The sequence below is a fragment of the Nocardia sp. NPDC020380 genome, from assembly GCF_044386975.1.
Taxonomy (GTDB): domain Bacteria; phylum Actinomycetota; class Actinomycetes; order Mycobacteriales; family Mycobacteriaceae; genus Nocardia.
This window is the reverse complement of record NZ_JBIRVQ010000002.1, coordinates 666408-677590: the sequence shown is the minus strand read 5'-3', so window position 1 is coordinate 677590 and position 11183 is coordinate 666408. Positions and strand designations below refer to the sequence as shown.

Annotated in this window: 13 protein-coding genes; 10 read left to right on the top strand and 3 right to left on the bottom strand. The window is 66.9% G+C overall.

The window, feature by feature from the left end:
* Positions 1–12: 12 nt before the first annotated feature.
* The gene (locus tag ACH438_RS06975) at positions 13–597 is read left to right on the top strand and encodes a hypothetical protein (protein WP_397002088.1); all 585 of its coding nucleotides are present in this window, start codon (positions 13–15) and stop codon (positions 595–597) included.
* 11 nt (positions 598–608) lie between these two features.
* Entirely contained in the window at positions 609–2186 is a 1578-nt protein-coding gene (locus ACH438_RS06970; RefSeq protein WP_397002086.1) for an FAD-dependent oxidoreductase, read from the top strand.
* A gap of 12 nt (positions 2187–2198) precedes the next feature.
* On the opposite strand, the gene ACH438_RS06965 is transcribed toward ACH438_RS06970, so the two are convergent.
* The gene (locus ACH438_RS06965) at positions 2199–2948 is read right to left on the bottom strand and encodes an enoyl-CoA hydratase-related protein (protein ID WP_397002084.1); all 750 of its coding nucleotides are present in this window, start codon (positions 2946–2948) and stop codon (positions 2199–2201) included.
* Positions 2949–3088: 140 nt separating this feature from the next.
* On the opposite strand from ACH438_RS06965, the gene ACH438_RS06960 reads away from it, so the two are divergent.
* The 8 genes from ACH438_RS06960 to ACH438_RS06925 all read left to right on the top strand — a co-directional run bounded on the left by ACH438_RS06960 (position 3089) and on the right by ACH438_RS06925 (position 9287).
* Complete coding sequence (locus ACH438_RS06960) at positions 3089–4630, top strand: flavin-containing monooxygenase (RefSeq protein WP_397002082.1); 1542 nt, start codon at positions 3089–3091, stop codon at positions 4628–4630.
* A 98-nt stretch (positions 4631–4728) separates the two neighbouring features.
* Positions 4729–5085 carry a hypothetical protein gene (locus ACH438_RS06955; protein WP_397002080.1) on the top strand — a complete coding sequence of 119 codons (357 nt, stop codon included), beginning with the start codon at positions 4729–4731 and terminating at the stop codon, positions 5083–5085.
* 50 nt (positions 5086–5135) lie between these two features.
* The gene (locus ACH438_RS06950; protein ID WP_397002078.1) at positions 5136–5657 is read left to right on the top strand and encodes a carboxymuconolactone decarboxylase family protein; all 522 of its coding nucleotides are present in this window, start codon (positions 5136–5138) and stop codon (positions 5655–5657) included.
* The gene (locus ACH438_RS06945; protein WP_397002076.1) at positions 5654–6454 is read left to right on the top strand and encodes an SDR family NAD(P)-dependent oxidoreductase; all 801 of its coding nucleotides are present in this window, start codon (positions 5654–5656) and stop codon (positions 6452–6454) included. Before ACH438_RS06950 ends, ACH438_RS06945 begins: the two co-directional genes overlap by 4 nt.
* A 104-nt stretch (positions 6455–6558) precedes the next feature.
* Positions 6559–7764 carry a hypothetical protein gene (locus ACH438_RS06940; protein WP_397002324.1) on the top strand — a complete coding sequence of 402 codons (1206 nt, stop codon included), beginning with the start codon at positions 6559–6561 and terminating at the stop codon, positions 7762–7764.
* A 60-nt stretch (positions 7765–7824) separates the two neighbouring features.
* Complete coding sequence (locus ACH438_RS06935) at positions 7825–8172, top strand: ArsR/SmtB family transcription factor (RefSeq protein ID WP_397002074.1); 348 nt, start codon at positions 7825–7827, stop codon at positions 8170–8172.
* On the top strand, positions 8169–8693 hold the full coding sequence (locus ACH438_RS06930) for an SRPBCC family protein (protein ID WP_397002072.1): 525 nt from the start codon (positions 8169–8171) through the stop codon (positions 8691–8693). Before ACH438_RS06935 ends, ACH438_RS06930 begins: the two co-directional genes overlap by 4 nt.
* Before the next feature lie 12 nt (positions 8694–8705).
* A complete protein-coding gene (locus ACH438_RS06925; protein ID WP_397002070.1) occupies positions 8706–9287 on the top strand; it encodes a dihydrofolate reductase family protein in 582 nt (193 codons plus the stop codon).
* Here ACH438_RS06925 and ACH438_RS06920 read toward each other — a convergent pair.
* Both ACH438_RS06920 and ACH438_RS06915 read right to left on the bottom strand, forming a co-directional pair.
* Positions 9222–9776: a DUF1097 domain-containing protein gene (locus ACH438_RS06920; RefSeq protein ID WP_397002068.1), complete on the bottom strand. Its 555-nt coding sequence runs from the start codon at positions 9774–9776 to the stop codon at positions 9222–9224. The two genes, ACH438_RS06925 and ACH438_RS06920, sit on opposite strands and share 66 nt — an antisense overlap.
* The gene (locus ACH438_RS06915; protein ID WP_397002066.1) at positions 9769–11052 is read right to left on the bottom strand and encodes an amidohydrolase family protein; all 1284 of its coding nucleotides are present in this window, start codon (positions 11050–11052) and stop codon (positions 9769–9771) included. The genes ACH438_RS06920 and ACH438_RS06915 overlap by 8 nt, the downstream gene beginning before the upstream one ends.
* Positions 11053–11183: the final 131 nt, after the last annotated feature.

Sequence of the window (11183 nt, the reverse complement as noted above, 5' to 3'; positions counted from 1 at the left end):
ACCGGAGAAGCCATGACCATCGAGCTCGTCAAGAAGATCGAGAAGCCCTCCCCGAGTACCGAACCCGCGAAGAACCGGTCGGTATCGGTACCGGTGCGCACGCTGGCCTGGTGCGCGGCGGTGAGCGTGCCGGTTGTCATCGCGGTGGTGCTGGCCGTCCTGCTGGCCTCGGCGCGCGCCGATATCGCCCACCGCAATACCGTTGCCGCGGACGACAACCACGCCGAACAGGTGGCCAGCGACTACGCCGTCGGGGCCTCCACGGTGAACTTCGCCGACTTCGATTCGTGGGTCGCGCGTTTGAAGAAGAACACCGCGCCCGCGCTGTCCAGCAAGTTCGACGCCACCGCACCCAAATTGCAGGATCTGCTCACGCCATTGAAGTGGACGTCCACGGGCAGTCCCATCTCGGCGAAGGTGGTCAGCGAATCCGCGGGGGTGTACAAGGTGAACGTCTTCGTGAACGTGTCCTCGACCAATGCCCAGAATCCCGACGGGGCACAGACCACGGTCACCTACACCGTGAGTGTGGACCGCAATACCGAGTGGAAGATCAGCGATGTCGGCGGCCTCGACGGGGCGCTGCCGCTCAAATGACGGGGACAGGTGTGACACACGATTTCGATTGGCTCGTCATCGGTTCCGGCTTCGGCGGCAGCGTGTCCGCGCTGCGCTTGCGGGAGAAGGGACACCGCGTCGGCGTGTTCGAGGCCGGACGGCGCTTCGCCGACAACGACTTCGCCGAACGCGCCTCGCAGGTGCGGCGTTACTACTTTCTGCCCGCGCTCGGGCTGAAAGGTATCTTCCGGCCGACACTATTCAAGGACGTGTTCGTGGTGACGGGCGCGGGTGTGGGCGGCGGATCGCTCACCTACGCGAACACGCTGTACCGCAGCCGACCCGAATTCGCGCACAATCCGCAGTGGGCGCATCTCGGCGACTGGGATGCCGAACTCGCACCGCATTACGACACCGCCGAGCACATGCTGGGCGTGACGACCCTCGAAGAGGAAACGCCCGCCGACACCCTGCTGCGGGAGTATGCCGCCGAGCACGGCTTCGCCGGCACCTACGCTCGCAGCCGGGTCGGTGTCTTCCTCGGTGAGCCCGGAAAGACCGTTCCCGACCCGTATTTCGGTGGTGCGGGCCCCGAACGGGCCGGCTGTGTCCACTGCGGTTCGTGTCTGCTCGGGTGCCGGCACAATGCGAAGAACACCCTCGTCAAGAACTACCTCTGGTTCGCTGAGAAGCGCGGTGCCCAGATCCTGGCGGAGCGCACCGTGATCGACATCCGGCCCCTCGGCGCCGCGGACGGCAGTGACGGCTACGCGATCACCAGTGAACGCACCGGCCGCTGGCTGCGCCGGGATCGCCGCACGCACACCGCGCGCGGCGTCGTGGTCGCGGGCGGGGCGCTGGGTACCAATCGATTGCTGTTGCGCTGCAAGCTGTCCGGATCCCTGCCCCGGCTCTCCACGCGGCTCGGGACACTGGTGCGAACCAACAGCGAATCCATCCTGGCGGTGACCGCACGCGACGACACCTACGATTTCTCGCACGGCCTGGCCCTCACCTCGGGGGTGTATCCCAGCCCGGGCACGCACATTCAGCCCGTGACCTACGGCGCCGGCGGCGATTTCATGTCGGTGCTCACCACGCTGGCGACACCGCGCGGCACCCGGCGCACCCGCCCGTTCCACTATGTCGCCAATGCGCTGCGGCATCCGGTGCGTTTCGCTCGTGCGTCGCGTATCCGGCACGCGTCGCGGCGCACCATGCTGCTCACCACCATGGAGTCGGTCGACAATTCGGTGACCCTGCGGGCCCGATTCCGATTGCCCACCGGATATCCGGTGCTCACCACCGTGCAGGATCCCGAACATCCCATCCCGCAGTTCATTCCGGCGGCCTACGCCGCCGCCGAGGCCATTGCCGCCAGGATCGGCGGCGTGGTGCGAGCGGCGGTGCCGGAGGCGATCCTCTCGATTCCCACCACCGCGCACATCCTCGGCGGCGCGGCCATCGGCGATTCACCCGCCACCGGCGTGATCGACGCCCGGCATCGGGTGTACGGCTACACCAACCTCCTGGTCTGTGACGGCGCGGCGATCCCCGCCAATGTGGGAGTGAATCCGAGCCTCACCATCACCGCCATGGCCGAGCGGGCCATGAGCTTCATCGAGTAGCCGCGCGGCAGATCATTTGCCGGTCCACCGGGGTTCGCGACGTTCCAGGAAGGCGGCGATGCCCTCGGCGGTGTCGTGGGACGACAGCGTCGCGGCCATCGCGGCCTCGGTGATCCGCCAGGCCTCGGCGTCATCGGCGGAATTCACGCGCTCCAGCGCGGTGAGGCTCTCGCGCACCGAGACCGGGGCGTTGCGGCAGATCCGCTGTGCCAGTTCCCGAGCGGACTGTTCGGCGGCGCCCGGCTCGGCGACGATATTGACGAAGCCGAGCTGGTAGGCCCGCTCCGCGGACAGCGGATCACCGGTCAGCAGCAGCTCCTTCGCCACGTTCAACGGCAGTGCCCGGCGGGCGCGGAACAGTCCACCGCACGTAGCGATCACACCGCGGCGAGGTTCCGGCAGGCCGAAGGTCGCGGTGCGCCCGGCGACCACCAGATCGCAGGCCAGCACCAGTTCCATCCCGCCGCCCAGCGCATGCCCCTCCACCGCGGCGATGAGCGGCTTGCTCATGCGGCGGCGGATGACGCCGTATTCGCCGCCGCGCGCGGTCTTCTCACCCGACCCGGCGCTCAGGTCGGTGCCCGCCGAGAACAGCGACTCGGTGCCGGTCAGCACCGCGACCCACAGGTCCGCGTCGTCCTCGAACTCGTTCAGCGCCGCATCCAGCCCCGCGGTCATCTCCGCGTCGATGGCATTGCGCTTGTGCGGGCGATTCATCCGGATCACCAGGGTCCGGCCCTCGCGTACTCGTTCCACGGTCATCCGCTGATCATGGCCGATCGACCGGATCGCGCCCACCGGCGTGGCCGTCGCGGTCAATCAATTGGCCAGCGGGGAAAGACCGTTCGGGCGCCGCACGGCCTAGGTTCCAAATCGAGACCGCCGAAAGGAGCACGGCCGCGATGACGCCGTCCACCAACAACCTCCACTCCACCCCCGTACCCGGGTCCGCCGCACCCGATGTCGAGGTCGCCATTATCGGCGCCGGCTTCGGCGGGCTGGGCGCGGCCGTCGAACTGCGCCGCGCCGGCATCGAGCGCTTCGTCATCGTGGACAAGAACTCCGATATCGGCGGCACCTGGCATGCCAACACCTATCCGGGTGTGGCCGTGGACATTCCGTCGGTGTACTACAGCTTCTCCTACGAGGCCCCGCAGACCTGGTCGCGGCTGTTCGCGCCGGGCGGCGAGGTGAAGGCGTACGCCGATCAGATCGCGGACAGATACCGGCTGCGTGAGCACCTGCGGCTGAACACCCGCGTCAATGGAGTGACCTGGAACGAGGACACTCACCGGTACCGGATCGACACCGAAAGCGATACCTTCACCGCGCGCTTCGTGATCGGGGCGGTGGGCGGGCTCGAAGTGCCGCGTATGCCCGATATCCCCGGTGTCGACGACTTCGTGGGCAAGGTCGTGCATACGGCCCGCTGGGATCACGACCACGACTACCGGGGCAAACGCATCGCCGTGATCGGCACGGGAGCCACTGCCCTGCAACTGATTCCGGAACTGGCCGACCGGGCCTCGCACCTGACGGTCTTCCAGCGGACCCCTATCTGGGTGGTTCCCAAACCCGATATGCGCATCGACTGGGGGTTCAAACAGGCCCTCGACCTCGTGCCCGGACTGCGGCGCCTGGTGCGGCTGGGCGTCATGGCAACGTTCGACGCGGGCGTGTCCACCGCGGGCGTCTTCTACCGGACCACCAGTCCCGCCATCGGGTTCACGGGCCGAATCATCAAACGCTGGTACGGAACCCAGGTCCAGGATCCGGAATTGCGCGCGCAACTCACGCCCGGCTACGCGCTCGGCTGTAAACGGCCCTCGGTGTCGAACAAGTACCTGCGCACCTTCACCCGCGCGCACGTCGAGCTCATTACCGAACCCATCGCGAAGATCACACCGACCGGTATCGTCACCGTCGACGGCACCGAACACGAGATCGATGTGCTCGTGTGCGCGACCGGCTTCAAGGTGATGGAGAGCGGCGCGACCCCGCCCTTCCCGATCCACGGCAGCCACGGCCTGGAACTCGGACAGTTCTGGCAGGACAATCGCTTCCAGGCCTATCAGGGCGTCTCGGTCCCCGGCTTCCCCAACTTCTTTCTCATCACCGGCCCCTACGGCTTCGCCGCCGCCTCCTACCTCGCCATGATCGAATGCACTGCCCGCCATGCCCGCCGCGCCATCACCGCAGCTCGAGACCGCGCCGCGACCGCCGTCGAAATCCGGCGGGAACCCCATGACCGCTACTGGCGCAAGAGCCTCCGGCGCCACCGCAATGCCCTCTGGCTCAATAACGATTGCGAGTCCTCCAACACCTACTACATCAATCCGCACCACGATGTGGCGGCCATCCGGCCCAGCACCCATCTCGAAATGTGGTGGGGCAACAAGCACTTCCCCCTGACCGATTACCGCTATTCCACCCTGTCCGACTGATCGATCGAATGGCATTTCCACGCCCCGCAGGTGCATGATGTCGGCACTCTCCGGCATCCTCGGAGGAGACCGACGTTTCATCATGCCCGGAGCACACCATGACGACCCGCCGCAGCGCGTCCACCTCTTTATCCGACACCGACATCCAGCGCATCGCCGCGGAGGTCGAAGCAGGCCGCTCGCCCCGAGTCTGGTTCACCGCCGCCGCGGTCGGGATCGACGAAGGCCGATCCGGCAAAGTGGTCGCCGTCGCCGACCCTGCCGAACCCGACTACCTGCACGTCCTGCCCACCGGTAGCGACGACGCACTCGCCTTCTCCCCCGATGAGCTCAGCCTCACCAGACCACCCCGGCGACAGCACACCACCCACAAGCAGCACCACCACGCCGACACCACCGCCCCGGCACTGTTCGACGATTTCGACGGTCACAACCGTGTCGGCGAACGCCCGTGACGGAATAATGGCCTTCGGCGAGTGATACGTCCGGCGAAAGGCGTTGTGCGATGCGGATTCCCCTCACTGACGAAGCCGACTGGGACGAGCGGACCCGGAAGACGCTCGATCAGCTCCAGCGGTTGAACATCTTCAGGGCCCTCGCACATCACCCCGAGCTGCTGCATCGATGGCTGGTGTTCGGGCGGCATGTGCTCGGCGGATCGACACTGCCGGCGCGGGAACGGGAACTGGTCATTCTCCGGACCGGATGGCGGTGTGGGTCGGAGTACGAGTTCGCGCAGCATCGGGTGCTTGGGCGGCGCAGCGGGCTGACCGACGCGGAGATCGACAAGATCGCCTCGGACGCCGACGACTGGGCTGCGCGGGACACGGTGTTGTTGCAGGCCACCGACCAACTCGTCGCCGACCATCGCCTGGACGAGGAGCTGTGGAAGGCGTTGTCGCAGGAGTGGTCTCGGCAGCAGGTGATGGATCTCGTGTTCGCCGTCGGGCAGTACACGCTGGTCTCCACCGCGCTGAACACCTTTCAAGTACCGCTCGACGAGGGATTGCAGGGGTTCCCGTCATGAGCGGACGTCTGCAGGACAAGATCGCCGTCGTCTGCGGCGCCGGGCAGACGCCCGGGACCACCATCGGAAACGGGCGCGCCACAGCGATTCTCTTCGCTCGTGAAGGGGCGAGTGTGCTCGCGGTGGACCGGGACGAGAAGTCACTGGACGAGACCTGCGCGATGATCGCCGAGGCCGGCGGGACGGCCCATCCGCTGGTCGCCGACATCACCGATACCGCCGACTGCGGCACGATCGCACGCACGGCGCTCGACGTCTTCGGCCGAATCGATATCCTGCACAACAATATCGGGATCGGCAGTCGCGACGGCAGCGCGCTGGACGTCACCGAGGAAGCCTGGGATCGCATCCACGCGGTCAATCTGCGCGCGCCGTGGGTCCTCTGCCGGGAAGTCGTTCCGCATATGCGGGAGCGCCGCGCGGGCGTGATTCTCACTGTCTCGTCCATCGCCGCGGTCTGCTCGGCGCCGCTGGTCGCCTACAAGGTGTCCAAGGCGGGGCTCAATGCCCTGACCCATGCCTTGGCAATGGAGAACGCCGGCTACGGGATTCGCGCGAACGCCATCATGCCGGGGCTCATCGACACCCCGATGGCGATAGAGGGCATCTCCGCCGCACTCGGCATGGACCGCGATGAAGTGCGCGCGGCCCGCGACCGCATGGTCCCCCTGAACCGTCATCAGGGCACCGCTTGGGACGTCGCCCATGCCGCGCTCTTCCTCGCCTCCGACGAAGCCGCCTTCATCACCGGCGTTCTGCTGCCGGTCGACGGTGGGCAGAGCGCCCGGATCGGCTGAATCGCCCGATCCAGTGAGGATTCTCAGCGTCACCACAGCGACCGATCACTACCGTCCGGCGTGTGACTGAGAAGACGATGGCCGAGGCCGGCCTCACCCGCCGGATGCTGAGCAAGGTTCCCGAGGTCACGGTGTGGTTCTGGATCATCAAGATCCTGTGCACCACCGTGGGCGAGAGTTTCGCCGACTGGATCAACAGCTCGCTGGGGGTCGGCCTGAGCGGCACCGCGCTGCTGTTCACGGCGATACTCGCCGTGACGCTGGGCTGGCAGCTGCGGCTCAACCGGTATGTGCCGTTCGCGTACTGGCTGACCGTCGTCGTGGTGAGCGTGACCGGCACGCTCTACACCGACATCCTGACCGACAACCTCGCTGTGCCACTCGTGTTGAGCACCGGCGTCTTCGCGCTGGCGCTGGCGGTCGTGTTCGGGATCTGGTTTGCCCGCGAACGCACTTTGTCGATCCACAGCATCACCACCTTGCCGCGCGAATTGTTCTACTGGCTGGCGGTTCTGGTCACTTTCGCGCTGGGCACCGCCGCCGGTGACTGGACATTGCAGCTGACCGGGTGGGGAGCGGGCACCTCGGTGCTGTTGCCCGCCGGGCTGATCGCCGCGGTGGTGCTCGGCCGGCGATTCGGCGCGAATGCCGTGCTGTCGTTCTGGCTCGCGTACATCCTGACCCGCCCGCTGGGCGCCAATCTCGGTGACTGGTTCGCCTCCCCGTCCGCCGATCACGGTCTGGGCCTCGGCACCGCGCTGACCAGCGTCATATTCCTCATCGCGATTCTGGCGGTGGTCGTCTACCTCACCGGTACGCGCAAGGACGTCGTCGACGAGCAGCGCCCGCCGCACGCAGCCGCCGTCGCCGACCCGCAGCGCGAGCGACTCATGCTCGGCTACTACGCCATCGTCGCGATTCTCGCTGGGGCGCTGCTGGTTTGGGCCGCCAACCAGCCGCACGCCAACACGAACAGTGACGAGGAAACAGCGACCACGTCGGCCACTGCGGCCGGACCAGGAGGCCCGACGGCTCATTTCCCGGCCGCCGAGGTCGCCAAGTTCCGCGTCATCACCCAGGACACGCTGGCCAAGGTGCAGGCCGGTCGACAGGGCGATGCCGTCACCCGGATCAAGGATCTGGAAACAGCCTGGGATCAGGACCAGGACACCCTGCAACCGATGGACGACGCCGGGTGGAAGGTGCTCGACGGCAAGATCGACGCCGCATTGAAGGCGGTACGGGCCAAGACCCCGGACTCCACTGTCGAATCACGGGCGCTGACGGCACTTCTCACCGCGCTCGGATAGGACCCAGGATATTCAACCGAAGGGTTGACAATCCTGCCGGGCGCTGACATATTCAACCTTGTGGTTGAGAATTCATCGCAGCAGCTCGATGCCATCTTCCACGCACTGGCGGACCCCACCCGCCGGGCCATGCTGCGCATGCTCGCCGACGGCGAGCTCTCGGTGAGCGAGCTGGCGGCACCGTTCCCGGTGTCGCTGGCCGCGGCGTCGAAGCACATCAAGACCCTCGAACGCGCGGGCATGATCCGGCGATTCGTGCACGGCCGCACACACACCTGCGCCTTGGATGCGACACCGCTGCGTGACGGGGTCGCATGGCTGCACTACTACGAGCAGTTCTGGAACCAGCGATTGGACGCCCTCGAAGCGGCCCTGGCCGCAGACCATCTGGACAAGGAAAAGCCATGAGCGACAGCGAATACGGCGCCCTGATCACCCCGGACACCGTGCGCATCGAACGCGAGTTGCCCGGTCCCATCGAACGGGTCTGGGCCTTCCTGACCGAACCGGAGAAGCGCAAGACCTGGCAGGCGGGCGGCACCTTCGATCCGCGCGTCGGCGGCGCGGTGAACCACGTCTTCCGCAATGCCGAACTCACCGGCGCACCACGCGGCCCCGTCGACGAATACCTGATCGACAGCACGATATTGACTTGGGAGCCACCGCGATTGCTGTCCCACACCTGGGAGGACGGCTCCGTGGTGACCTTCGAGTTGACGCCCGTCGGCGACCGGGTCCGGCTGGTCGTCACCCATCGCCGGATCGCCGATCGCAACGGCCTGGTCAATTACAGCGCGGGCTGGCACGCCCACCTCGACCTGCTCGCCGATCGCCTGGCCGAACGCACACCACCGCATTTCGACGACACCATGACCGATCTGCGCCGCCGATACGCGGCGCGAATCGACGGAGAACGTGAAACACGCTAGGAGACACCGACAATGCGCGAACTCATCGCCGCTTTCAAGATATCGGCAGACGGCAGGATCGAAGGCTCGCAGGGCTACGCCGACTGGGTCGACGGCTGGTCGGACGACTACGGCCTGACCGCACAGGTGGACGCCTGCGTCCTCGGCGGGCGCATGTACCCCGGCTACGAGCAGTACTGGACACGCATCCAGCACCATCCGGACGAGGTACATCCGCAAAGCGGCAGCGTGCCAACGGCTTCGGAGGTCGAATGGGCGAAAGCCACGACGGCCCTGCCGCACTATGTGGTCTCGAAATCGCTCACCTCGGCCGAATGGCCCAATACGAGATTCCTGCGCGGCCTGGACGATGTCGAGGCCCTCAAACATGAAGAGGGCAAGGACATCTATCTCATGGGCGGCGCACGCATCACCGCCGCCGCCATGGATGCCGGACTCGTCGACGAATTGCGGCTGATCGTCTACCCGCTGCTCGCGGGCGAAGGCACCGCCCTGTTCGCGACATCCACCCAGCGCCGCCCACTCGAACTACGCAGTTCCGACCGATGGCCGGACGGCCGACTCAGCCTCGTGTACCGCGTGGCCGGCGCCTGACATCGACAGGGTCGACAGATAGGCGAAGACCGGGCCGAGGAAGTTCATCGCCACCACCGCCACCCAGGCGGCCAGGACATTGCCGTGCTCGAAGCCGAAACCGCCGAAGTAGGTGGCGAAGTACGAGGCGAATCCGAAGAACATGCCCGGGATCAGCGAGAAGACCGGGATACGGCCGGTGTACATCAGAGCCGTGTTGACCACCAGGATGATCAGCGCGAGGACCGTATCCTGGGCGACGCGCGAGGAACCCAGCACGGTACCGATGTGCTGATCGGCGACGACGATCACCAGGGCGAAGGTGGAGCCGACAGGCATTGCGGCCCAGAGCTTCTGCGCCACCGCCAGTGAGGGCCCACCGGCCAGGAACGTGCCCGCCCAGCCGATGAAAATGGCCCACGGCGGGAGATTGAGCGCGGTGCCGCCGATGAAGGCGGTCAGGCCCGCCAGGACGGAGGCGACGATCTCGTGCGGTATGCGGTCACGCATGGGTGAGTACTCCGGTCTCGAAGGCATTCGGGCGCACCAGTTCTCGGGTGCGGGTGGTGCGGGCGACAATGCGGCCGCGTTTGATCACGTAGCAACGGTCCGGCCGATCCAGCAGGACGTCGGCGACGCGGCGGGTGGACAGCACCACCAGATCCGCGGTGGCGCCGGGCCGCAGACCGTACGAGTCGTGCAGCCCGACCGCGCGGGCGGCATTGCCGGTCACCATGTCCAGTACCCGGGCCAGGTCGGCGCTGCCGGACAGGTGGCTGGTCTGGGCCAGGAACAGGCCGATATCGAGCAGGTCGGCATTGCCGTACGGGGTGAAGGCATTGCGAACATTGTTGGAGGAGAACGCGGTCAGCACACCCGCCTCCCACAGCTCCCGGATCGGGGCGATGCCGCGGCGGGTGTTGACGGTGTCGGCGCGGCCGCCCAGATGCATATCGGTGGCCGGTAGCGGGACGACCGCGACTCCGGCGGCGGCCAGCCTCGTCATGGTCGCGCGGCGTTCGGCGGCCGGGCGGCCGGCGAGGGAACTCATGTGGCCCAGGCTGACTCGGCCGTGCATGCCGGTGCGGTCGGTCACCTCCGCGATCCGGTCGGCCAGCGCGAATCGGGGATCGCCGGCGTCGTCGGCCAGGTCCGCGTGCATATCGACCGGGGCGCCGAATTCCGCGGCGAGTTCGAAGACCAGATCGATGTGCCGGTGGCAGTCGGCGAGATCGGCCTCGTTGTAGCAGCAGCCGCCGACCACGTCGGCGCCGCGGGACAGGGCCTCGCGCAACAACTCCAGCGTGCCCGGCGCCTTGAGGATGCCCTCCTGCGGGAAGGCCACGATCTGCAGATCCAGCAGGTCGCGGTATTCCTCGCGGAGTTCGAGCAGCACCTCGACGCCCAGCAGGCCCACGATGGGATCGACGTCGGGGTGGGCGCGCACGACGGTGGTGCCGTTGCCGATCGCCATATCGAGCAGTTGGCGGGCGCGGCCGAGTACCGCCTCCCGGGTGAAGCCGCGCTTGAGTTCACCGGTGACCGCGATGGCTCCGGCCAGCGTGCCGTCCGGGTTGGGGCGCTCACGGTCGAGCAGCGCCTTGTCCACGTGCAGGTGGGATTCGATCAGACCGGGAATGACAACGCGTCCGGCACAGTCGATTTCGGTAGCGCCGGTCACGGCGAGCGCGGGGCCGATCGCGGTGATGACGCCGGCGGTGACGGCGATGTCGACCGTTCCGGTGTCGTCGTCGACGCGGGCGGTGCGGAGCACGAGATCCGCCATGGGTACCTCCGAGGGGAGAGCAGGAACCCGTTTTGTATACGAACCGCGTGTTGCCATCTCCCACGGCGACTTTGTCCGCGATGTTACGAACTGCTCGCAGCGCCCTCGAAATGTTTGCTGCGAGAGTGATA

Coding starts and splice junctions, on each gene's coding strand:
- ACH438_RS06975 (WP_397002088.1), top strand. CDS start 13: ATGACCATCGAGCTCGTCAAGAAGATCGAGAAGCCCTCCCCGAGTACC.
- ACH438_RS06965 (WP_397002084.1), bottom strand. CDS start 2,948: ATGACCGTGGAACGAGTACGCGAGGGCCGGACCCTGGTGATCCGGATG.
- ACH438_RS06960 (WP_397002082.1), top strand. CDS start 3,089: ATGACGCCGTCCACCAACAACCTCCACTCCACCCCCGTACCCGGGTCC.
- ACH438_RS06955 (WP_397002080.1), top strand. CDS start 4,729: ATGACGACCCGCCGCAGCGCGTCCACCTCTTTATCCGACACCGACATC.
- ACH438_RS06950 (WP_397002078.1), top strand. CDS start 5,136: ATGCGGATTCCCCTCACTGACGAAGCCGACTGGGACGAGCGGACCCGG.
- ACH438_RS06945 (WP_397002076.1), top strand. CDS start 5,654: ATGAGCGGACGTCTGCAGGACAAGATCGCCGTCGTCTGCGGCGCCGGG.
- ACH438_RS06940 (WP_397002324.1), top strand. CDS start 6,559: ATGCTGAGCAAGGTTCCCGAGGTCACGGTGTGGTTCTGGATCATCAAG.
- ACH438_RS06930 (WP_397002072.1), top strand. CDS start 8,169: ATGAGCGACAGCGAATACGGCGCCCTGATCACCCCGGACACCGTGCGC.
- ACH438_RS06925 (WP_397002070.1), top strand. CDS start 8,706: ATGCGCGAACTCATCGCCGCTTTCAAGATATCGGCAGACGGCAGGATC.
- ACH438_RS06920 (WP_397002068.1), bottom strand. CDS start 9,776: ATGCGTGACCGCATACCGCACGAGATCGTCGCCTCCGTCCTGGCGGGC.
- ACH438_RS06915 (WP_397002066.1), bottom strand. CDS start 11,052: ATGGCGGATCTCGTGCTCCGCACCGCCCGCGTCGACGACGACACCGGA.